General features: G+C 74.2%; 17 protein-coding genes and 1 tRNA gene. 14 read left to right on the forward strand and 4 right to left on the reverse strand.

What is annotated here, in order from left to right; all coding sequences use genetic code 11:
* Positions 1–16: 16 nt before the first annotated feature.
* Entirely contained in the window at positions 17–1,009 is a 993-nt protein-coding gene (locus tag WMF36_RS40845) for a sigma-70 family RNA polymerase sigma factor (RefSeq protein WP_437576247.1), read from the forward strand.
* A gap of 162 nt (positions 1,010–1,171) precedes the next feature.
* Here the strand turns inward: WMF36_RS40845 and WMF36_RS40850 are convergent, their stop codons facing one another.
* The gene (locus tag WMF36_RS40850) at positions 1,172–1,504 is read right to left on the reverse strand and encodes a polyhydroxyalkanoic acid system family protein (RefSeq protein WP_437576248.1); all 333 of its coding nucleotides are present in this window, start codon (positions 1,502–1,504) and stop codon (positions 1,172–1,174) included.
* 304 nt (positions 1,505–1,808) lie between these two features.
* On the opposite strand from WMF36_RS40850, the gene WMF36_RS40855 reads away from it, so the two are divergent.
* The 3 genes from WMF36_RS40855 (at position 1,809) to WMF36_RS40865 (ending at position 6,096) form a co-directional block, all read left to right on the forward strand.
* Positions 1,809–2,837, forward strand: a complete 1,029-nt coding sequence (locus WMF36_RS40855; protein WP_437576249.1) for a hypothetical protein — start codon at positions 1,809–1,811, stop codon at positions 2,835–2,837.
* A gap of 93 nt (positions 2,838–2,930) precedes the next feature.
* Positions 2,931–4,601 (forward strand): RIP metalloprotease RseP, encoded by a 1,671-nt coding sequence (gene rseP / locus WMF36_RS40860; protein ID WP_437576250.1) that lies wholly within the window; start codon positions 2,931–2,933, stop codon positions 4,599–4,601.
* Entirely contained in the window at positions 4,594–6,096 is a 1,503-nt protein-coding gene (locus WMF36_RS40865) for an RsmB/NOP family class I SAM-dependent RNA methyltransferase (protein ID WP_437576251.1), read from the forward strand. The genes rseP and WMF36_RS40865 overlap by 8 nt, the downstream gene beginning before the upstream one ends.
* A gap of 59 nt (positions 6,097–6,155) precedes the next feature.
* Here the strand turns inward: WMF36_RS40865 and WMF36_RS40870 are convergent, their stop codons facing one another.
* Entirely contained in the window at positions 6,156–6,335 is a 180-nt protein-coding gene (locus WMF36_RS40870; protein ID WP_437576252.1) for a hypothetical protein, read from the reverse strand.
* 255 nt (positions 6,336–6,590) lie between these two features.
* On the opposite strand from WMF36_RS40870, the gene WMF36_RS40875 reads away from it, so the two are divergent.
* The 7 genes from WMF36_RS40875 (at position 6,591) to WMF36_RS40905 (ending at position 11,980) form a co-directional block, all read left to right on the forward strand.
* Entirely contained in the window at positions 6,591–7,181 is a 591-nt protein-coding gene (locus WMF36_RS40875; protein WP_437576253.1) for a Uma2 family endonuclease, read from the forward strand.
* Between the two features lie 135 nt (positions 7,182–7,316).
* The gene (locus WMF36_RS40880; RefSeq protein ID WP_437576254.1) at positions 7,317–7,622 is read left to right on the forward strand and encodes a hypothetical protein; all 306 of its coding nucleotides are present in this window, start codon (positions 7,317–7,319) and stop codon (positions 7,620–7,622) included.
* On the forward strand, positions 7,619–8,914 hold the full coding sequence (locus WMF36_RS40885; RefSeq protein ID WP_437576255.1) for a hypothetical protein: 1,296 nt from the start codon (positions 7,619–7,621) through the stop codon (positions 8,912–8,914). Before WMF36_RS40880 ends, WMF36_RS40885 begins: the two co-directional genes overlap by 4 nt.
* 174 nt (positions 8,915–9,088) lie before the next feature.
* Positions 9,089–10,333, forward strand: a complete 1,245-nt coding sequence (locus WMF36_RS40890; RefSeq protein ID WP_437576256.1) for a hypothetical protein — start codon at positions 9,089–9,091, stop codon at positions 10,331–10,333.
* 39 nt (positions 10,334–10,372) lie between these two features.
* Positions 10,373–10,446 (forward strand) — tRNA-Gln (locus WMF36_RS40895).
* Positions 10,447–10,910: 464 nt separating this feature from the next.
* Complete coding sequence (locus tag WMF36_RS40900) at positions 10,911–11,546, forward strand: sigma-70 family RNA polymerase sigma factor (protein ID WP_437576257.1); 636 nt, start codon at positions 10,911–10,913, stop codon at positions 11,544–11,546.
* The gene (locus WMF36_RS40905; protein ID WP_437576258.1) at positions 11,543–11,980 is read left to right on the forward strand and encodes a hypothetical protein; all 438 of its coding nucleotides are present in this window, start codon (positions 11,543–11,545) and stop codon (positions 11,978–11,980) included. Before WMF36_RS40900 ends, WMF36_RS40905 begins: the two co-directional genes overlap by 4 nt.
* Positions 11,981–12,148: 168 nt before the next feature.
* Here WMF36_RS40905 and WMF36_RS40910 read toward each other — a convergent pair whose 3' ends face one another.
* Together WMF36_RS40910 and WMF36_RS40915 are read right to left on the reverse strand one after the other, a co-directional pair.
* Complete coding sequence (locus WMF36_RS40910; protein WP_437482250.1) at positions 12,149–12,922, reverse strand: Stp1/IreP family PP2C-type Ser/Thr phosphatase; 774 nt, start codon at positions 12,920–12,922, stop codon at positions 12,149–12,151.
* A gap of 172 nt (positions 12,923–13,094) precedes the next feature.
* Positions 13,095–14,324, reverse strand: a complete 1,230-nt coding sequence (locus WMF36_RS40915; protein ID WP_437576259.1) for a S1C family serine protease — start codon at positions 14,322–14,324, stop codon at positions 13,095–13,097.
* A gap of 262 nt (positions 14,325–14,586) precedes the next feature.
* On the opposite strand from WMF36_RS40915, the gene WMF36_RS40920 reads away from it, so the two are divergent.
* From WMF36_RS40920 to WMF36_RS40930, 3 genes are all read left to right on the forward strand, one after another.
* Positions 14,587–15,273, forward strand: coding sequence for an RNA polymerase sigma factor (locus WMF36_RS40920; protein ID WP_437576260.1), 687 nt, complete (start codon positions 14,587–14,589; stop codon positions 15,271–15,273).
* Between the two features lie 5 nt (positions 15,274–15,278).
* A complete protein-coding gene (locus WMF36_RS40925) occupies positions 15,279–19,904 on the forward strand; it encodes a VIT domain-containing protein (protein ID WP_437576261.1) in 4,626 nt (1,541 codons plus the stop codon).
* 161 nt (positions 19,905–20,065) lie between these two features.
* Complete coding sequence (locus WMF36_RS40930; protein ID WP_437576262.1) at positions 20,066–22,531, forward strand: AAA family ATPase; 2,466 nt, start codon at positions 20,066–20,068, stop codon at positions 22,529–22,531.
* Positions 22,532–22,585 lie beyond the last annotated feature (54 nt).

Below are 22,585 nucleotides of genomic sequence, written 5' to 3' on the forward strand. Positions count from 1 at the left end.
GTTACCCGGGCGCTCCATGAGCAGCTCCACGGCCTCCTCCGCCTCCTCGGCCCCCGGCGCGGCGCTCGCCCCTCCCCCGAGCTTCGTCGCCGCGAGCTACCGCGAGCACGAGCGCTTCCTCTGGGCGCTCTCCTACCGGCTCACCGGCAGCGCCGCCGACGCGGACGACATCGTGCAGGAGACGTTCGTCCGCGCGCTGGAGCGCCCGCCCGCGCGCACGGACGAGCCTGTACGCCCGTGGCTCGCGCGCGTCGCGCTCAACCTCGGCCGCGACGCCCTCCGGCGCCGCAAGCGCTGCGCCTACGACGGCCCGTGGCTCCCCTCGCCGATCGAGACGGAGCCCGAGCCGCCGTCGTTCGAGATCCCGGGCAAGGACGGCACCGAGGGCCGCTACGATCTCCTCGAGAGCGCGTCCTTCGCCTTCCTGATCGCGCTCGAGGCGCTCACCCCGCAGCAGCGCGCCGTGCTCCTGCTCCGCGACGTCTTCGACTACTCGGTGCAGGAGACCGCCGACGCGCTCGCCCTGTCGGAGGCCAGCGTGAAGACGACGCACCACCGCGCCCGCCGCGCGCTCGAGCCGTACGAGCGCGAGCGCTGCTGCCCCTCGCCCGAGCTCGTCGAGCGGTCGGGCGCGGCGCTCATGCGCTTCCTGCAGGCCCTCGCGACGCAGGACGTCCCCGCCATCGAGGCCCTCCTCAGCGAGGGCGTCCGCGTCGTCAACGACGCGAACGGCGAGTACAAGGCGGCGCGCCGGATCGTCGTCGGTCCGAACCGGGTCGCGCGGTTCTTCGTCGGCCTGCTGCGGCATGAGGGCGGCCGGGAGCTCCGTCACGAGATCCGCCTCATCAACGGCCTCCCGGCGCTCGTCCTCGAGCGCCGGGCCGGCGTGGACAGGCTCGCTCCGAGGTACGTCCTCCGCTGCGACATCGACGCGCGCGGCCGCATCACGGCGATCCACGGCGTGCTCGCCTCGCGCAAGCTGACGGCCGTGAGGGCGCTCACCCCGTGAGCGCGGCGGCGAGATCGAGAGAGCGCGGCGAGGAGACAGCCCCTGCCGGCCGAGCACTGGAGTGAGTCATGTCGTGGGGCGTGCTTCGGCCGGCGGAGTCGAACCTGTCACCGCAAGGTAGCGCCAGCCGGCGTTCATGTCCACGGCGGAACAGGCCGCTCGCTAGGCGGTTTTGCCGGCCGCCTGAGCCCGTTCCTTGTGCGCCTCTCCGATGAAGTGGCGAACCTCTTTATCGATGGCGCCGATCGCCACTCCCTTGAAGGGGCGCAGGAGGAACGGCACGTCGAGATCGACGTCCACGGCGCCGGGGCGGAGCTCCATGCTGCCTTTCAGCTTGACCCCCTTCACCGAGAAGCCGAGCTCGGCGCGCTTCTCGTCGAGCCACACGAGGAAGGGCGCGAACTCCGCGTACCGCTCTCGGTATTGCGCGATCGCTCGTTCGGTGACCACCTTCGCCTCGCCGTCGCTCAGGTCGTGCTCAATCGTGTGCTTCATGATGGGACCTCGCAGTTCGTATGGGGGCACATCGCGAGAATCGGCCAGGAGACCTTCCGCCGCGGGCGTCCGCTCGCAGGCGCGGCGCCCGGCCGATTTCCATCGGTGAGATATCACGGATGCGCGGAGCTCGCGGCCCTCCAGGACACGCGATGACTCACTTCTGTGCTCTGTGGCATTTCGCCACGAGGCGAAATTGCAGGTGTTTGTGGGCTCGTGCGCATGCGCGCTGAGCCTGGCCGCGGGCACCGGTGATGCAAAGCCCTCTCTCATGCGTGTGCGCGGCGCTCGATCCGGAGATCTCGTGGGGCTCGTGACCGCGCTCTGCCTGCTGGTGGGCGCCGGCGGGTGCGCCCTCCCCACGCGGATCACCTCGGTCGATGAGGAGGTGGCCAGGGTCCAGACGCCGGCGGCGATCGACGAGGGGCTCCGGAAGCTGGAGGACGCGGAGACCCAGCGGCGCGTCGAGCGGATGATGGCGAGCCCGGAGATGAGGGCGGCGCAGCGGCAGCTCATCGCCGGGCTGATCGACGGGACGCTCGCCTCGCTGAGCGAGGAGGACCGCTCCGCGCGCATCGACGAGCTCACCGCGCAGTACATGCGGGGGGCCGTGCGGAGCGCGATGGCCGGAGCGCTGGACGGAGCGCTGAGCGAGGACCGCCGGCGCGAGCTCCAGCGCGCGGCGGGATCGCTTGTGGCGGCGAGCGTCAAGCAGCTCAAGGAGAGCCTCGACGAGGCCGACCTCGGCCCGTCCCTATCGACGGCGCTGCGGGAGCAGCTCGGCCCGGCGCTCCAGGGGGTGATCGCCGAGAACCTCGGCCCGGGGATGACCTCGCTGCTCGCCAGCGACGAGCTCCAGCGCGCGCTGGGCGCCACGGCGCGGGTCATCGGCCGCGAGATGGTCGCCGGCGCGAGCGACGCGCTCACCGAGGCGCAGCAGCGGGGCGGCACGCAGGACGGGTCGTTGCTCTCGCGCATCGGCCACCTCGCCGACGAGGGGGCGCAGCTCGTCAGCACGATCACCTGGCTGCTCGGCGCGGTCGCGGTCGCGCTCGCGGTGTGGGTGACGATGCTGTTGATGCAGCGGAAGCGGTACCGGGCCGAGACCGAGCAGCGCGCGCGGGCGCGCCTGCTCCTCGGGGCCATCGAGGCGTCCGAGGGCAAGCCCTGGTCGGACGAGCTCCTCGCGGCGCTCGAGGATCGCTTCCGCACCGAGGAGGAGGCGGCCGAGGTCCAGCTCCGCCGCGCCCGGCACCGGGTCATCCGGGCGCGCGCCCGCGCGAACGGCGCGAGCGGCGCCGATGGCGACCCGCCGAGGTCGTCGCTCCCCTGAGCCGGCCCTCCACGCCGGAGCGCGCCGCGCCCCGGTGTGCCCCCAGTGGCCAGTGGTCACCGCGCCCGGCCTCGCGTAAAGACAACCGCCGCCGTGGACCTCCTGTATTTCGCGCTGCTCTGCTCCGTGCTCATTTTCGTGCACGAGCTCGGCCACTTCGTGTGCGCGAAGATCTTCGGCGTGAAGGTCCTCACCTTCTCGATCGGCTTCGGCCCCCGGGTGCTGCGCCTGCGGGGCCGGGAGACGGAGTACTGCATCGCGCTCCTGCCCCTCGGCGGCTTCGTGAAGATGCTCGAGGAGAACCGGCAGGAGGCCGTGCTCCCCGAGGATCGCAAGCGCACCTTCGAGTCCCAGGCGCTCTGGAAGCGCGTGATCATCGTCATGGCCGGCCCGGCGATGAACGTGCTCTTCCCGGTGCTCCTCTACTTCGCCGTCTTCATCGGGGAGACCCGCTTCGTCCCGCCGACGGTCGGCGTGGTCCTGCCGGGGCACCCGGCCGAGGGCCGGCTCCTCCCGGGCGATCGCATCCTCGAGGTGGACGGCAAGCGCGTCAGCACCTTCGCCGAGCTCCACCGCATCGTCACCAAGAGCCCGAACCAGGAGCTCCGGCTCAAGGTGTTCCGCGACAAGGAGCACGTCGAGGTCACGGTCGTCCCGGAGGAGAAGGTCGTCCAGAAGCCGCTCGAGATCGTCGACCGGGTGGGCGAGATCGGCGTCAAGCCGAGCCGCCCAGCCGCCGTGGTCGGCGTCTCGCGGCCCGACTCGCCGGCGTTCCGCGCCGGGCTGCGCACGTTCGACGTGGTGACGGAGGTGCGCGGCACGCCCGTGAAGACCTTCGACGACCTGGAGCTCGCGCTCGAGGACAACCGCGGCGCCACGGTGCCGGTCACGTACCTGCGCCCGGTCCCGGTGTCGCGCGCGCTCGGCGGGCTGGCCGAGCTCGCCGTCTACGAGTCGGGCGTCGCCGCGCTGACCCCGGAGACCGGCCACGGCGACCTGTTCGCGCGGACCGGCATCGAGCCGGCCGACCTCTACGTCGCCGAGGTGCCCGAGGGCTCGGCCGAGTGGGACGCCGAGCTCCGGCCGGGCGATCGCATCGCCGAGGTCGACGGGGTCGAGGTCACCGCCTGGTCGACGTTCGTCGAGCGGCTGTTCGCGGCGCCCGACCGGCCGCACGTCATCACGTGGCAGCGCTCGGGCCAGCGCAAGAGCGGCACCATCGAGCTCCGGCGCGAGGACTGGGTCGACGAGTACGGCCAGCATCGCCCGCGCTTCTACCTGCGCGCGTCGAACTGGTCGCCGATGGTGGCCGAGCCTTATGTCGAGAGCCCGTCCGCGTTCCGGTTCGCCCTGGAGAGCGCCGTCGACGAGACGTACGACGTCATCCGGTTCATCGTGGTCGGGATCGTCCGCATCATGGAGGGCAAGGTCAGCATCTCCACGCTGGGCGGCCCCATCACGGTGTACGACGTCATCGGCGAGGAGGGCGCGAAGGGGGTCAGCTATTTCGTCTGGGCGATGGCGGTCATCTCGATCAACCTGGGGCTCATCAACCTGCTGCCCATTCCCGTGCTCGACGGCGGTCATCTCCTGTTCTTCACGTTCGAGGCCGTGCTGCGGCGCCCGCTGCCGCTGCGCGTCCGCGAGATCGCGAGCCTTGTCGGGCTCGTGGTGCTCATCGGCCTGATGGGCATCGCCTTCAAGAATGACGTCGAGCGCCGCTGGGACGTGATCCAGGGGCAGTTCAAGGAGCTCGTTGGCTGACCGGACAAAAGGGGACGGGCGTGACGGCGGCGGCGCCGCGCAGCGCCCGAAGGAGAGCGCGCCGCGCGCGATCGCGGCGCGCGTGCTCGCGCGGGTGTGGGCCTCGGACGCGTTCGCCTCGGCGGCCCTCGACGCCGAGCTGCGCCGCGCCCCGGCGCTCGATCCGCGGGACGTGGGCCTCGCGACCGAGCTCGTCTACGGCGTCCTGCGCGCGCAGGTGGCGCTCGAGGCGCGGATCGCCGAGTTCGCCGCGAAGAGCCGCTGGACGACGGATCCGCTGGTGCGCGCGCACGTGCTGATGGGCGCGTACTCGCTGTGCTTCCTCGATCGTGTCCCCTCGTTCGCGGCCGTCTCCGAGGCGGTGGACGGCGCCCAGGCGGCCGGCGGGCCGCGCGTCGGCGCGTTCGCGAACGCCGTGCTGCGCAGGCTCGCTGCGGCGATGGAGGCCGGTCGCCCGCCGCTCGCGGGCGCGGTGGTCGCCTCGGCGCCGGGGTGGCTGCGGGGCGCCCTGCGCCGCTCGCTCGGCCGCGCTGCGGCCGAGGCGTTCCTGTCGGCCGGCCCGGTGCCGCCGCCGACCGGGCTTTGCCTTGCGCCGGGCGAGGACCGCGACGCGTGGATCGAGGCGCTGCGGGGCGCCGCGCCCGCCGCGTCGTTCGAGCCGGGGCGCGTCTCGCCGACCGCGATCGTCGCGCGGGGCGCGGGCGATGTGCGGCGGCTCCCCGGCTTCGGCGCGGCGTGGATCGGCCAGGAGGAGGGGGCGCAGGCGCTCGCGCTCGCGCTCGGCGCGCGCCCTGGCGAGCGGGTGCTCGACGCCTGCGCCGGCCGGGGCAACAAGTCGTGGATCCTGTCGCGCGCGGTGCTCCCCGGGGGCGCCGTGGACGCGGCGGACCTGTATCCCGCGAAGCTCTCGCAGCTCCGCGCGACGCTGAGCGCGCCGCCGGCGAGCTCGGAGGGCGCAGAGGGCGCTGGCGAGGAGGGTGCCGGCGCCGGCGAGGGCGCGGAGGGCGCGGAGGGCGCCGCCGCGCGCGGAGGGCTGGAGCGGGCCGCTGCGTTCGTCCGCGAGACCTACGCCGTGGACTGGACGGTGGGCGCGGGCGACGTCCCGGAGGGCTACGACCGGGTGCTCGTCGACGCCCCCTGCTCCGGGGTCGGCACGCTGCGGCGGCGCCCGGAGATCGCGCTCCGGCGCGACGCGGACGACCTTCCGCGCCTCGCGGATCTCCAGGTCGCGATCGCGCGACGCGCCGCGACGCGCGCCCGGGACGGCGGCCGGCTCGTGTTCGCGGTGTGCAGCGTGCTGCGCGAGGAGTGCGAGGCCGTGGCGGCGCGGCTCGCGGACCCGGCCGAGGACGACCTCGGCGTCCGGCTCGAGCCGGCGCCGTTCGACGCCGAGATCGCGCGGGAGCTCGCGGGCGGCGGGGACGCGTTCCGGCTGCTGCCGCACGTGCACGGCACGGACGGGTATTTCGCGGCGATGTTCATCGTGCGGCGGTGACGGCGCGCTCGCGTCCGCCGTCCTTCACGGCCTCTCGACGGGGCGGCGAGCACCTTCGGTCAGGCGCGGAGGGCCGTGACCCGGCGGCCCGACGGCGTGAGCACCTCCACGAAGCGGGTGCCTGACTCGGGATCTGCCCCGGGCCGGCGGTCGGAGATCACCACGACGCCGGTGTCGAGGGACAGCCCGTCGAGGGTTGCCCGCGGAACGCCGGGTGGTGGATCAAGGATCATCCTCACATGAACCGATTAAGCTCAGCCACCGAGGCGACCTGCCCGAAGCGCATCGAGTGACCCTGTAACCCATTGAAAGCGGTCGCCTCGGACGCGCGTCCCGAGGTGGACCGCATCTCACCGCCGGACCTGGACGCGCTCGCGCTGGTCCTGGCGATCGCGGTCGTGGCCGTGCGCCGATGAACGCCCCGGCCGGCGCGCCGCCGGGGGCCTGCTCCTCACCGCCTTGCCTCGCCGCGCGCCTCCGGGCAGGCTCCGGTCATGGGCCAGCCCGCCGAGAAGCAGCGCCGCGCCACGTACGCCGACCTGGAAGCCGTGCCGCCGAACAGGGTGGCGGAGCTCGTCCGCGGCACCCTGCACGTGTTCCCGCGGCCGGCGCCGCGGCATGCACAGGCAGAGACCGAGCTGGCTACCGAGCTCGTTGGCGCGTTCGGTCGCGGGCGCGGTGGCCCTGGTGGCTGGCGCATCCTGGTCGAGCCCGAGCTGCACTTCCCCGACCCGGACGCGCCGGGCGAGGTGGAGGCGCTCGTGCCCGACCTCGCCGGCTGGCGCCGCGAACGCATGCCAGAGCTGCCCGAAACGGCTTATTTCTCGCTCGCTCCGGACTGGATCTGCGAGGTCCTGAGCGCATCCACGGAGGGCGTCGACCGCGACGAGAAGATGCCCGTCTATGCGCGTGAGGGCGTGCGGCACGCGTGGCTTGTCGACCCGATCGCGCGGACGCTCGAGGTGTACGTGCTCGGCCAGGATCGTCGCTGGGGGCCCGCGGTGGTCCACCGCGACGCCGCGCGCATTCGCGCCGAGCCGTTCGACGCCGTCGAGCTTGATCTCTCGGTGCTCTGGGCGAAGTAGGAAGCCGCCGCGCCGGCGAGGGCGGCGGTGACGAGCCTTGCAGGAGCACCAGCCGATCCCGTGATGTTCGCGGGTCGTCACGCGGCCTCTAGCCGCTGTACCGTGCCGCACGCGTGTGAGAGGATCGCTCTCCTCATGAAGAGGATCAAGCTCAAGCTTCATAGCGACGAGTACCACCTCAGCGCCGTCGGCTACCTGTTCGAGGATCCCGCTCCCGCCGGGGATCCGGCCGGCGTGCGGCCGTTCTCGATCCGCAACACGGTCTTCCCCGAGTTCGATCTGGAGCCGGGTAACTACGTATTCCGCTTCAGGATCCGGAACGGCAGCGGCAAGTTCCAGATCTTCGCCTTCGACCCCAAGACGAACCAGAGCACCCGCGCGGAATACGACACGTCGACCGGCGCCGAGGCCCTCACGTTCAAGTTCACGGTGGCGCCATGAGGACATCCCTGCTGCTCCAGCGCACCGCAGCGCTGCTGTCTCTCTCGCTCTCGCTGGCCGCGCCCGCGCGCGCCCAGGGCGTGGCGCCACCGTCGGCGCCTGCGCCGCCGCCCGTCCCCACGGCGCCTCTCGCCCCCACGCCGCCCGTCCCGCCCGCCGCCGCCCCGAGCGCGCCCGCGGCCCCCGCGCCGGACGCCGGCGCGGCCGCGGCGCCCGCGCAGCCGGGCCGCTCCATCGCGCCGATCTCGCCCGTCTCGCCCGCCGCCGGCGCGCCGATCTCGCCCATCTCGCCCGCCGCCGGCGCGCCCATCGCGCCGGCCGGCACGGGCCGCGAGCTCGTCTACCTCGTGCCCGCCGAGGTCTCGGGCACCTCCGGGGGCGCGGCGGTCGCGCGGGTCGGCTTCGGGGTGCTGGCCGGCTTCGGCGAGGTGACCGATCCGACGGCGTGGGACGTGAGCACCGTGCTCGAGGCCGAGGTGGCCACCGAGGACGGGCTGGCCACGCTGATCGGCCTCTCGAACCCCGACGAGACGGCCCAGGCGCCGATCGGAAGCCTGCGCCTGTCGGCCTCGTTCGCGCGCCTTGACTTCGAGGGCGAGGGCAGCTCGGCGTATCCGCCGCTGGTCCTCTACGTCGGCGGCGCGGTCGGCCGCACCCGGTTCAGCTACCTCGGCCCGGGCCCCGAGCGGCGCGACACGAGCCTGCCGCCGACCTACGAGCCGCGCGAGCTCACCGCCGTGCCCTGGAGCGTCGGCGCCTCGGCCGTCTACGTCGGCGGCGGCGGGAAGAAGCTCGCCCCGACGATCGAGGGGCAGATCGCGTTCGCGTCGCGCTGGACCGCGTCGACCGACACGCTCGAGTGGTGCGAGCCCGTGGGCGACGTCGTCCGCGGCCTCGATCCGGTCACCCAGTCGACCACCTTCGCCCCGGCCTCGCGCTGCAAGCGCGAGGTGCTCGGCGCGCCGAGGCAGAGCCAGGAGCTCACCGTCGCGGCGCACGCCGGGCTCGTCGACAAGGTGGGGAGCGCCACGTTCCGCGCGGCGTTCGGCACGCGGGTCGCGGTCGCGCTCAACGACGACGCGCCCGCCGACGTGCGCATCAGCCTGCGCGCCCCGGTCTACGTGACGCTGGCGCGCGCGCCGGAAGGGACGAAATACCGCGGGCTCATCCGACTGATGCCGGCGCTCAGCGTGGTCCGGCGCTCGACCGGCGAGACGGACGTCGGCGGCATGCTCGAGATCGGCTTCCTCGGCCAGCGCGCGATGTTCTCGGACAGCTATACGGATCTCTGACGGAAGGCGTCGGGCCGCGCAGCCGACGCGGCCCGACGCGGCGGGCCCGGGCGCCCGGCCCGACCCCGCACTTTCTTGGCCCATCTCCCCACCATCCGCTACCGACGCACGAGAGCAGCGGAGGTGGACCCGGAAGTATCGGGTGAATCGCCGCAGCTCGCTAGGGAGACAGCGATGGGCCCGAGCGCGGCGTACAAGGTGGAGGGGCTTTGCGACGGGGTGCCGGCGCCGAGCGGCGTGGCGGGGCGCAGACAGGAGCATCAGAGCCTCTGCAGTGCCCCCACGATGCCGTTCAGCTCGCACCCGAGCCTCGTGGTGGAGGAGCCGACGGAGTCGAGGCCCTGGTGTGTCGACCACGGCGGCTGGCTCGAGGCGATGACCACGGTCGCGCTGTGGCGCGCGCTGGAGGTGGGGGAGCTCCCGCACAGCACGCGCGTGTGGCGCGAGGGCCTCGAGTGCTGGACGGCCGCCGGCGAGGTGAAGGCGCTCGGCTGGACCATCTCCCAGCCGCCCCCGCCCGACGAGGCGCCCGCCCTCTCCGCCGCGAGCGAGGGGCCCGAGTCCACCGGTCCGCTCAGCTTCGCGTTGACCCCCGGCGATCTCCGGTCCGTCGCGCCGCGCCACCCCCGGGGCGGCCCCGCGAGGCCTCGCGACGAGCGCGCGGACGCCTTCCCCCTCGGCCCGTTCCCGCTGGCCGAGGTGGCGGCGCGGCACGAGACCCCTCCGCCGCCGATTTCCCTCGAGATTCCCTCGTGTTTCCCGGCGGTCCCCTCGTTTCCGCCCGACACGCTCCCGAGCGCCGGGGCTCCGGTGCCCGGCGCCGCGCAGCTCGGGTCCGGCCCGGCGCGCGGCGGGCGTGACGCGGATCCGGCGCCGCGCGGGCGCGCGTCGGGCACCTGGTCGCGGCTCGCGCGGCGCGCCCGCGCCTCTCGCAGCGCGGTCTCGCTCGCTGCGGGCAGCGCGGCGAGCGTGCTCGTGCTGGGCCTCTCGGTGCTGAGCGCGCTCGCCCCTGCGACCGCGTCCCCGGGGGCCGCGGTCGCGCCGGCGGCGCGCCTCGGCGTCGCCCAGGGCGTCGCAGCGGCCGCCGCCGCCCAGGCCATCCTGCCTGCCCCGGAGCTCGCCGGTGCGGCCCGCGCCGCGGCCTCTTCTTTTGTCGCGGCGCCCGGGCCAACCCCGGTGCCCGAGGGCGCCCGCGCAACCCCGGAAGGGGGCGCCGATGCGCCAGCGCTGCCGCCGCAGGGGACGGCGAAGGCTCCTTCGGCCGGCGCGAAGCCGGCGCCCGTGGGTCGCCGTGAGCGCGGGCAGTTCCGCCTGCGGCGAGGTCGGTCCGAGGCGGACACCGCGCGTGGCGGCGGCCGTCCGGGCCGCGCACCCGGCTCGTCGGTCGGGACGGGTGCCATCCTGCGCGACTCGCGCTAAGGTGCGCGCCGCGCGGCGGTCGGCTCCGATCCGCGGCACTCCGGCGTCGTTCAAGGGCAGGACGGGGGACTTTGAATCCCCTAATCGTGGTTCGAATCCACGCGCCGGAACCAATCGAGCGCCCGCGCTCTCTGAGGGGGGATCGTGATGGGCGATCTCCATCGAGCGCACGGGAGCGCCTCCGGCGCGGCCGCACGTCGTCGCTGGCGCGTCGGGCGCCGCTGCCTGCTCGCTATTGTCTGGCGCGGTCGAGCCGGGGTTGTTTACCGTGGTCTCACCGAGGGCTCTGCGCCTGCCGCGGGGCGGGGGCGAGACCCTGGATCCTGGAGGACCGGACGGCGTGGCGAGCGATGAAGGGGACCGTGTGCGCGGATCCCCGCCCCATGCAGATGCGGACCGCGTACGCGGCGCCTCGACCCGTGCAGATGCGGACCGCGGCGCCTCGACCCGTGCAGATGCGGACCGCAGCGCCCCGATCCGTGCAGATGCGGACCGCGGCGCCCCGATCCGTGCAGGTGCCGCTCGCGGCGTCCCGATCCGTGCAGGCGCGGCTCGCGGCGCCCCGATTCCTGTGGGTGTGGATCCCGAGCGCGAGCCCGCGGCGCCCATCGAGGTGAACGAGGCCCAGTTCATCGCGCGGCTCGTCGCGCGCGATGAGAGCGCGTTCAACGAGCTCGTGATCATGTACGAGCGCCGCGTGTTCGCGCTCGTCTACCGCATGCTCGGCCGGCGCGACGAGGCCGAGGACCTGTCGCAGGAAGTCTTCGTGCAGGTCTTCAAGGCGATCGACCAGTTCCGCGGCGAATCGAAGCTCTCGACCTGGATTTACCGCATCGCCGTGAACCTCTGTAAGAACCGGACGAAGTACCTCTCGCGGCGGCACGCCGACGCCCAGGACGACGTTGACGCCATGGCCGAGCGGGTGCCGCTGTCCGCCGCGAAGGGCGTGAGCGTCGGCGATGTGAGCCGCCCCGACGAGCTCGTCGAGGGGATGCAGCTCGAGGCGGTCGTGAAGCACGCCATCGGCCAGCTCGATCCCGAGTTCCGGGAGGCGCTCATCCTTCGCGACGTCGAGGACATGTCCTACGAAGAGATCGCCTCGGTGACGGGTTTACCGGATGGGACTGTGAAGAGCCGGATCCATCGCGCGCGCGGGCAGCTCCGCGCGCTGGTCGAGAAGGTGATGGGTGAGAAGGTGAGAGGCGGGAAATGAGCGGAGCGGACGACCCCAGGCGTACGGGGCAAGCCGAGGAGCCGGCCGCTTCGGGCGTGGAGAGCGGCAGCCGTCCCACGCCGCCCCCCGCGGAGGCGTCGCGCGCCGCGCCCCCGCGCGACCTGCCCGACGACGCTGATCTACCCGACGACGCTGATCTACCCGACGACGGCGATCTTCCGCTGGTCGACGAGATCGACCTACGCGAGCTGGTCCGCGGCGCCATGCGCGCGCCTCCTGCGGCGCCGCCGGGCTTGCTCCGCGGTGTGCAGCGGCGGATCCGCACGCGCTCACGCGGCAAGTTCTACGGCGACGGCTGGAGCACCGCGCGTTCGCCGCGCTCGACCTACCTGATGACGAGCCTGTTCATGCTTGGCCTCATCGCCTTCGTCTTCCTAGTCCTCGTCCCCTGGAGCGGCGGCGCCCTCCCCTGAGCGCCGCTCTTCCCTGAGCGGCGCTCCCCCGGACCGCCGTTTGCCGAGCGGCGGTCACCCGCACAGGAGACGGGCCCAGATCGGCGTTTTCGGCGCGGAGGCGTACTCCAGTACGCCGAGCACCGAAAACGTCGAGGTGGGCCCGTATCCGCAGCGGGTGCCCGCCGCTCACTGGGTCCAGCGGACGAGGACGCAGGTGACGTTGTCGGGGCCGCCGTTCTCGTTCGCGCGCTCGATCAGCTTCGCGGTCGCGACCTGGATGTCCTGGTGCTCGCTCAGGATGTGGGCCATCTCGGCGTCGCTCACCGGGCCGGAGAGGCCGTCGGAGCAGAGGATGTAGGTGTCGTTCAGCTGCGGCACCTCGAAGCGGGTGTCGACCTTGACCGTGTCCTTCATGCCGAGCGCGCGCACAATCACGTTCTTGTGCGGGAAGTTCGCGATCTCCTCCGGCGTGAGCCGCTTCATCTTGATGTAGTCGTTGAGCAGCGAGTGGTCCTCGGTGAGCATCTCGAGCCGACCCTCGCGGAAGCGGTAGACCCGGCTGTCGCCGACGTGGGCGACGTAGACGCCGTCGTTCGCCGTGAAGATGCCGACGAACGTCGTCCCCATTCCCCGCTTCTTCGCCTCGCGCTGCGCCGTCTCGTAGATACGCAGGTTGGCGAGCTTGATCCCCGTGATCAGGCGGTTCTCTTCATAGCCCTTGGACCGGTCCATCTTGTAGGGCCAGGTCCGCTCCGGGTCGTCCTGCGTCTGGGCGAAGAAGTCCTGCATCGCCTCGACAGCCATCTTCGACGCGACCTCGCCCGATGCATGCCCCCCCATCCCATCGGCAACCATGAAGAGGCCGTACTCCACCATGATGCCGAAGTTGTCCTCGTTGTGGTTGCGCTTGCGCCCGACGTTCGTCTCGCCGGCCACTTCGATTCGAAACGTTTGGGACACGGATCACCCGATCGAAGGCCCCGCGCGAGGCGCGGGGCCGAATGAGAACCGCGAGCGCCCCGATCGAGCCGCTCAAGCCCGATCCTGGAGGTTCGGTTGACGCAGTGTCAACCGGATCGCACCCGAGCGCCGAGCTTATAGAATCCCGGCCGGGGCCCACATCATTTTTCGCTTACTTGCGGTACTCTTCCGTGGCTCGGCCGCTCGAGCTCGGCGGCGGCAGCTCGACCTCGGGCTTCTTGGTCGCGGCTGCCTTCGGGTCCGGGGCGGCGCGGAGCAGCACCGTGACCTGCCGGTACTTCCCGCCGCTGAGCAAGGTCAGAGGGACCTTCTCGCCGATCGCGTGCGTGCGGATCGCGTCGGCGAGCGCCTCGGGGCTCGTGACGGGCACGCCGCCGACCGCGAGGATCATGTCGCTCGTCGCGCGATCGCCGCCCTTCAGGCGGGCCTCGTCCGCCGGGCTCCCGGGGTGGACCACCGTGACCCGGACCCCCTTGGCCACCGGCGCGGCCTCGCTGATCCCCTGGATCCCGAGCCACCCCGCGGGCTGCACCGCCGCCTGCGGCACGGCGCGGAGGAACCCCCGGATCGCGCTGATCGGCGCGCCGAAGGCGACCGGCGTGCAGGGCTTGCCCTCGTTCGGAGCGCAGCCGCGGCCGAGGACCGCGACCACGCGGCCGTCCTCGTCGAGGATCGGCGCGCCCAGATCGAGCGGCGAGATGCGCGACCCGAGCTCGATCGCGTCGTCGAGCTGCCGGTCGTCGCCGCCGAGGAGCGTCCGGCGCGATCGCAGCACCATCGGGACGGCCGCGACCTTGCCGCGCGCCGCCGAGAACGAGCGGATCTGCGCGTCCGGCCGCACCGGATCGCGCGACGAGGCGGTGAGCCCCTCGGTCCACCTGCCGGTCTGCGGCACGAGCAGCGCGAGATCCCACACGCGGTCGTGGTGGCCGAGCTTCACCCGGACGGTGGTCCCGTCGGCGAGGCGCGCCGTGAGGTCGTTGCCCGCGCCGAGCGGCGAGAGCGCCGTCAGGATGCGCCCGTCGCCGGCGAGCACCGCGCCGAGGCCGAGGACCTGCCCGCCCCGCTCGACGATCGCCACGCCGCGCGCGGCGCGCTCCTCGACCGGCGGCTCCGCCTTGTCCCGGTCGTTGTCCTTCTCGGCCGGGCCCCGCTTCGGATCCGCCGGGGCCGCCTTCCTCTCCTTCACGCCCACGTCGGCGCGGGCCGGGAGCACCCCCCGCTTGCGCGCCTTCTGGGCCGGCGGCGGCGCCTCGTCCTCTGCCTCCTCCTGAGCTGGCTCCTCGTCCGGCGCGCCCTGCGCGAGCGCCGCGGGCGAGGCGAGCGCGCCGGCGAGCGACGCGGCGAGGGCGAACGCCAGCGACCGTCTCCATCGCTTCACAGGCGGCGTGTCAACGGGAGCGCTCGGCCCGGCCCCCCCGGGCGCGGTGGCCTTCGCGAAAACAGACGGGCTTGTCTCATTCATAAGCGCGGCTCCTGAGGCGACCTGCCGATTCTGCTGCGGCTGGGATCGTATTGCAAAAGGCAAAGGCCGGACCGCCCTGTACGGTGGGATCGGGCACCGGAGCCCGCCGGGGGCGGGGGCGAAAAAATCCGGTCACGAACGCGGGGGACGGGGGCACATGGCCGGCGATGAGGCAGCGATGGCAGCTGGGTTAGCGCTCGTGGGGGCGGGGGTCGACACGCGGACCGAGGTCGACACGCGGACCGAGGTCGACACGCGGACCGAGGTCGACACGCGGACCGAAGTCGACACGCGGACCGAGGTCGACACGCGGACCGAGGGCGACGCGCGGGCGGACGAGGCTCGGGCGATCGAGGAGCTGATCGGGGCAGGCGACTTCCGGGAAGCGCTGTCGCGGTGTGCGAGGGCCTACGCCATGCCGCTGGGCCGGCTGTGCATGGCGTTCACCGGGTCGCAGGCCGAGAGCGAGGAGCTTGTGCAGGAGACGCTGCTCGCGGCGTTCGATGCCTTCCCCCAGTACCGCGCCGAGGGGAGCGTGCGGGCCTGGCTCTTCGGGATCGCGCGGCGCATCTGCGGGCGGCACACGGAGCTCAGGGCGCGGCGCGAGGCGCGGCTGCGGCTCGTGCACGACACGCGGCCGCGGCCGGATGCGAGCGAGCTCGCGCTGGAGCGCGAGCGGGCCGAGCGCGCCCGCGCCGCGCTCTCGCGGCTCAAGCCGAGCGAGCGCGAGGCGGTGGTGCTGCGGTTCGACGCGGGGCTCTCCTTCAAGGAGGTGGCCAGCGCGTGCGGGATCGACGAGGCGGCGGCGCGAAAGCGGGTCAGCCGCGCGCTGGTGCGGCTCAGGGCCGATCTGGGCGAGGAGTGAGGGCGATGAGCGCGACAGGAACGGATTCGGCTGGGCTGTGCGGCGAGGTCGAGGAGCAGCTCGCGGAGGTGCTCGACGGGACGGCGCGACCGGCGCTGTACGAACACATCGCCGGCTGCGACGCGTGCCGCGACCTGCGCCACGACGCGACGCGAGCCGCGGAGCTCGCGGCCGCGGCGGGCGCGGACTTCCGGCCGGCGAGCGACTTCGCCGAGGCGCTGCTCCGGCGGATCGAGGCGGCGCGGCCCTCGGAGGGCGCGTCGAGCGGCGCCGTCCTCAAGGCGGTGCCCGAGGCGCGCACCGGTGAGGCGCGCACGGGCGAGCTGCGCGCGGGGGAGGCGCTGGCAGACGCGCGCACCGGCGACATGACCGACGCGCGCACCGGCGACTCCGCGGCCGATCCAGACGCCGGGGAGGCGCGCACCGGCGATGCCCCGATCGATGCGCGCACCGGCGATGCCCCGCCCGACGCGCGCACCGCCGTCATGACCGACGCGCGCGCCGCCGACGTGACCGACGCGCGCACCGCCGACATGACCGACGCGCGCACGGGCAGCTCGCCCGCCGGCGGAGCGCGCCCCTCCAGCCCGGAGCGGGCCGCGCCGGCGCCGCGCCGCGCGCGAGGCGCCGTCTTCGGGCGGCGCTCGGCCATCGCCGCCGCCGCCCTGGCCGCCGCGGCGGCGATGACGGCCGGGGTCGTCCTGCTGCGCGGCGGCAAGGAGACGCCGGCCGTCGCCGTGACCGCGGGCGCGCCGTGGTCGGGCAAGGTCGCCTCGGTCTCGCGCGCGTCGGCCGACAAGTCGGGCGGCCTCGAGGCGTGCGACGCCGCGGGCGCCTGCGCGCCGCTCGCCGCGGGCGCGGCGCTCCCGGAGGGCGCGATCCTGCGCACCGACACGCGGACGCGCGCGCACCTCGCGCTCGCGGACGGCTCCGCGCTCGCCATCGACCGCGGCTCGCGCGTGTGGGTCGCCGGCGACGCCCGCCGCGCGCGGGTCGAAGCCGGCGCCGTCGTCCTCGACGTCGTCCCGGCCCCCGGAGCGCCGCCCGCGCGCATCGAGGTGCCGCACGGCGAGATCGAGGTGCTCGGGACGAAGCTCGCGGTCACCGCGAGCGCCGAGCGCGCCTCGGTCGAGGTCGCGCGCGGCGCCGTGCGCGTCACCGGCGAGCAGGGCGAGCCCGTCGAGGTGCGCGCCGGCGAGGAGGCGACGCTCGCGAAGGGCGCCGCGCCGGAGGTCGCGATCGCGACGTCGATCGCCGACACGCTCTCGTGGAGCGACCGCTCCGCCGAGGAGGCCGACGCCCCGGCGCTCCGCGGCCTCGGCGAGCTCAGGGCGCGCAAGCCGGGCGCGACGCAGGAAAAAGAGCGGGCCGTGCGGCTCGCGAAGCACGCGGTCAAGGTGCGGATCGTCGACGTCGTCGCCCGGACCGAGATCGACGAGACCTTCGCCAACGACACCGACGAGGAGCTCGAGGGCATCTTCCGCTTCCCGCTCCCGCCGGGCGCCCAGATCGAGCGGCTCGCGCTCGAGGTGGACGGCAAGCTCATCGAGGGCGCGTTCGTCGACCGCGACCGCGGGGCCGCGATCTGGCGCGGCGTCATCCAGAACGCCGCCCCCAAGGCGCCCAAGCCGCGCGAGGAGATCATCTGGGTCCCGGGCCCGTGGCGCGACCCCGCGCTGCTCGAGTGGCAGCGCGGCGGCCGGTTCGAGCTCCGCATCTTCCCCATCCCGAAGCGCGGCTCGCGCCGCGTCGTGCTCACCTACACGCAGCTCGTCGAGCAGTCGGGCGGCGTCCGGCGCTTCACCTACCCGCTCGCGCACGACCAGAGCGGCACGACGAACATCGGCGACTTCTCGCTCGACCTCCAGGTGCTCGGCCACGACCGGGCGTTCGGCGTCGAGACGCGCGGCTACGAGCTCGCCGCCGCGCCCGCGGAGGGCGCGGCCGACCGGCGCACGCTGCACGCCCAGGGGTTCACGCCGGCCGGCGATCTCACGGTCGAGTACGCGCTCCCCGATCGCGATCGGCCGGTCACCGCGTGGGCCTACCGGACGCCTCCCGCCGCGGCGCCGCAGCCGCCCGCGCTCCGCGCCGCGGGCGCGCCGAAGAACGCCGGCGCGACGAAGGGCGACGGCGCGGAGCACGAGGCGTCGCTCGCCGCGGTGCGGGCCATCGCCAGCGATACGTCGCCCTACGTCGCGATCGCGATCCGCCCCCGGCTCCCCCGCTGGGAGGAGTCGACCTCGCGGCGCCACGCGATCGTCGTCGACTCGAGCCGGTCCATGGTCGGCGAGCGCTTCGCCCGCGCGACGCGGCTCGCCTCGTCGATCGTCCGCGAGATGGACCGGCGCGACGAGGTCGTCGTCATCGCGTGCGACACGCTCTGCCGCTCCCTCGGCGAGGGCGGCCAGGGCGGCGCCGCGCGGCCCATGGCCCCCGGCGCCGCGTCGGCGGGCGAGGTCGAGCGCTTCCTCGGCGGCATCGAGCCCGACGGCGGCAGCGATCTCGCCGCGGCGATGATCGCCGCGCGCGCCGCCGCCGGCCCGCTCGACGGCAAGGAGCTCCGGATCCTCTACCTCGGCGACGGCACGCCCTCGGTCGGCCCGACGCGCCCCCTCCACATCGAGGCCGCGGTGCGCGGCGCCGTCCCCGCGGACGGCGCCGCCGTGATCGCGGTCGCGCTCGGGAGCGACGCGGACACGACGTCGCTCAGGGCGCTCGCGCGGGGCGGCGGCGGGGTGATGGTCCCCTACGTGCCCGGCCAGAAGGTCGCGAGCGCGGCGCAGTCGGTCCTCGGCGCCGCCTACGGCCTCGCGCTGCGCGATCCGGAGCTCGAGCTGCCGCCCGGCCTCACCCAGGTCACGCCGGCGCGGCTCGACCCGATCCGCGCCGGCGGCGAGGCGTTCGTCGTGGCCCGGATGAGCTCCGGCGCCGACGTCACCGGCGCGATCCGCCTCCGGGGCCGCGTCTCGGGCGAGCGCTTCGAGCAGACCTACCCCGTGAGCATCGTCGCCGGCACGAGCGCGGGCAACGCCTTCGTCCCGCGCCTCTACGCCGCGGCGAAGATCGCGGAGCTCGAGGAGACCGGCGGCGACGCGCAGAAGCCCGCGATCATCGAGCTGTCGCGGCGCTTCTCCGTGGCGAGCCGGTTCACGTCGCTGCTCGTCCTGGAGAGCGAGGCGATGTTCAAGGCGTTCGGCCTCGAGCGGGACGGCATCGCCTCCGCCTTCACGGGCGAGGAGCAGGCCCAGGGCGTGAGCGCGAGCGCCGAGGGGGAGCCGCCCGACGACGCGGCGGACGAGAGCGCTGCGGAGGAGAGGAAAGGGGCCGGGCCTGCGGGGGACCTCGGCCTGTCGGGCAGCGGCCTCGGCGGCGGCGGCCGCGGCTGGGCGCAGGCGAACCCAGCGCCGGCTCGCAGGTCGGCTGGCGCCGCCCCACCGTCGCGGCCCCCCAGCCCCCTTCCCGACATGCCCGCGAACCCGTTCGACCCCCTCTCGGCCCCGTTCGACGGCAACCCGCCGGCGCCGGCGCCGACGACCGCCGCCCCCACGGCGCCGCCGGCGGCGGAGCCCCAGCCTGACGACCGCGCCCGGAAGGCCTCGCGCGACGACGTCGAGGAATGGTCGCGCCCGCGGCCGCGGCGGATGGTCCCGATGCGCCGGGTGTTCGATCGCAAGGTGAGCTTCGACGCGACGAACACGCTCGCGCCCGGGAGCGCCGCGAAGACGGCGGAGGCCGAGGCGACGCTCGCCGCGGCCCCGGACAGCCGCGACAGGACAGCGGGCCTCTACGCGCTCTACGCCACGACCGGCCGGCTCGGCGAGGCCCAGGAGCTGACCGCGCGCTGGAGCGGGCGCGACGCGCTCGACCCCGACGCGCTCATCGCCCGCGCCGACCTCGCGGCCCGCCAGGGCGATCGCGATCGCGCGGTGCGCATCCTCGGGGGCCTCGCCGACGTGCGCCCCGGCGACCGGGCGATCCAGACGCGCCTCGCCGAGCTCTGGGACGCGGCGGGCCGGCCCGCGTACGCGTGCCAGCACCGGGTTTCGCTCGCCGACCTCGCGCCCGCCGACGCGAAGCTCGTCGCCGCCGCGGTCCGGTGCGCGGGCGAGGGCGGCATGAGCGAGCTCGCGGGCCAGCTCCGCCTCGACCTGACCTCGGACGTCCGGGCGATGGTCGACAGCCGGCTCGCGCGGCCGGACGCGCCGCCGTCCGCGGACCTGCCCGGCGACGTGCGGCTCAGCGCCGAGTGGACCGGCGGCGCCGATCTCGACCTCGCGCTCATCGACGCGCAGGGGCGGCGCCTCTCCTGGATGGGCTCCACCCTCGGGCCTCTGGGTGTACGCTCGCGCGACGCGACGAGCACGCGCTCGGAGTCGCTCGCGCTGCGGAGCCTCCCCAAGGGGAGCTACATCGTCGAGATCGCGCGCGCGTCGGCCGGGGACGGCGCCTCGCCGTCCCCGGCCGACGCGCCGGGCGCCGTGCGCGGCGAGCTGACCCTTCGCCTCGCGGGAGAGACCCGCAAGGTGCCCTTCACGCTCGAGGGCGCGCGCGTCGAGCTCGGCACGGTGCGCGTCTTCTTCACCTCCCGCCTGGTGCCGGTCGACGACCTGACGGGCCCGCCGTTCTGACGGGAGTGGCCCCCGCCCACGCGCTGCCCCCTTGTCTGAACACCCCTCCCGACGCATCGCCTGAACAGCCTTTTCGGCGCACGCCCGGGCGCGCTCGCCCGGGGATCGAAAGGATCCCCGCCGCGCTCGTGTCGCGAGGAGATCCCCGATACAGTTTCGACATGAATCCGCTCGTCCCGGACTTCATCCTCGAACACGACGCCGAAGGGCAATACGCGGGAGCCGTTGACGCGGCCGTCCTGCATGTATCGCTCCCGGCCGTCGTGGAGCTCGCCGAGCAGATGATCGCGCGTCAGGCGATCGATCCGGACGCGCTGCGCGCGCTCTTCGATCCGCTCTTCGAGGCCGTGCACCAGTCGGGCGGGTTCGTCGCGGCGTTCTCGCCCGGCGGCGGGTTCACCGCGCTCTTCCCCGATCGGGCGGGGCGGAACGTCACCCGGCACGCGCGCAGCGCGGCCCTCGCGATGCGGCGCAACCTCCTGGAGCTCGCCGCGCGGCGCGCGCTCGGCGCCGGCGGCGCGCAGATGCCGTTCAGGATCGGGCTCGCGTGGGGCTCGGTCCACTGGACGATCGTGCGGATCGCCCAGGATCGCGCTTACTTCCTGATCTACGGCCCCGCGGTCGAGGCCTGCCAGGCGACCGATCGCGGGGTGGACGACAGCGAGCTCCACCTCGATCGCAGCTTCCGCGAGCGGCTCCCCTCGCCCCGAGAGAGCGTGGCGGAGCTCGACGAGGCGGATCTCCTGACCGAGCCCCCCTCGCTGACGGACTCGCTGCCCCCGACCGACGCGGACGCCGAGGCGTTCCTGCCGCCGGGCGCGGGAGATCTCGCCCCGCAGGGCGAGATCCGCGAGGTGACGACGGTCTCGCTCTCGCTCGATCGGGTGGCGAGCCCGACGGAGCTCATTCAACAGCTGCACGAGATCGCGGCGATGTACGGCGCCACGTTCGCCGGCATGAAGGTGACGGAGCGCGGCTTCGGCGCGCTGTTCTACTTCGGCGTGCCCGTCGCGCACGAGAGCGATCACGATCGCGCCCTCGACTTCGCGCTCGAGCTGAAGAGCAACGGCCTCGGCGTGCCCCGCCTCGCGGTGGGCATCACCCGCGCGCGCTGCCTGGTCGGCTTCTTCGGCGCCGGGGGCCGCCGCGAGTTCGCCTGCCTCGGCCGCGCCGTCCACCTCGCCGCGCAGATCGCGCGCAAGGGCGCGCCGTCGTCGATCTGGGCGGACGAGCGCGCGTTCCTCGCGGGCGAGGCGAGCCACCAGTGGTCGACCGAGAACATCTTCCGGTTCGACGGGTTCGACCTGCCGATCCTCGTCTACTCGCTCGAGCGGCGGCGCATCGCCGTGCAGGAGGAGTTCTACGATCTCGGCCCGATCGGCCGCGAGGCCGAGCTCGATCGGCTCACGCGCGCGCTCGAGCCCACCTTCGCCGGGCGCTCCGCCGGGGTCGTGTACATCCTCGGCGAGGCCGGCATCGGCAAGAGCTACCTCGTGCACAGCTACCGCCACCAGCGCTCGCAGCTCATGGACATGCGCCCGCTCCTGTGGATCGAGGCCCGCTGCGACCAGACGCTGAAGGCCCCGCTCTACGCGTTCGAGTTCGCGCTCAAGGAGTACCTCGGCATCTCGTCGGAGATCGGCCAGCGCGCGAAGCAGGCGGGGCTCGACCTCGCGCTCCAGCTCCTCCTGGAGCGGCTGCCCGAGGGCTGGACCGAGGTGCGGCAGGGGATCGACAGGTCGCGCGAGGCGCTCGCGCGGCTGCTCAGGCTGCGGAGCGAGGAGCCGGCGACGCCGGAGGCCGAGGCCGGGCGGCGCGACGAGGCCCTCGCGGCGCTCTCCGCGCTGCTCGTCGCCGAGAGCTCGCTGCAGCCGGTGGTGGTGCACCTCGACGACGCGCAGTGGGCGGATCCGACCTCGCTCGAGGCGGTGCGCGCGATCACGGCCGCCTGCCGGGATCTGCCGCTCGCGGTGATCTGCTCGGCGCGGCCCGCGAGCGAGGGGGGGGACGTCCGCATCCCGCTCGACGCCGGCATCCCGTCGCAGGTCATCGAGCTCGCGCCGCTGCCGCAGGAGCGGCTGCTCGCGCTCGCGGAGCCGTTCTTCGGCGGCCCGATCCCCACGATGCTCGAGTCGCTGCTCGGCCAGACCGCGGGCGGCAACCCGTTCTTCGCGCAGGAGATCCTCGCGTACTGGCTGGAGGACGGCCGCTACGGGTCGACCCACGAGGCCGCGCGATCGAGCCGGTTCATGCCGCCGCGGACGGTGAACAGCCTGCTCGTCGCCCGGCTCGAGCGGCTGGAGCCGCGGACGCGGCAGACGGTCATCTCCGCCGCGGTGCTGGGGCGCGAGTTCGACACGCGCGTGCTCGCCCGGATGATCCCCGACGCCTCGGCGCTCGTGGATCACCTGCGCTTCGGCGAGGCGCAGCGGATCTGGTCGCGGATGGGGGAGCACCGCTTCGAGTTCTGCACGGTGCTGATCCGCGACGCGGCGTACGGGATGCAGCCGAAGGCGGCGGCGGAGCGGCAGCACCGCCTCGCGGCCGAGGTGCTCGAGGCCGTTTACGGCGACGATCTCGAGGACCAGCGCGCGGCGCTCGACAGCCACCGGAGGTTCGCGGGCTGAGCGCGCCCGACGGCTCTGGCCAGCGGCGCGTGGAAGCCCCTCGACGCCGCTTGC

Source organism: Sorangium sp. So ce887, assembly GCF_051521455.1.
GTDB lineage: Bacteria > Myxococcota_A > Polyangia > Polyangiales > Polyangiaceae > Sorangium.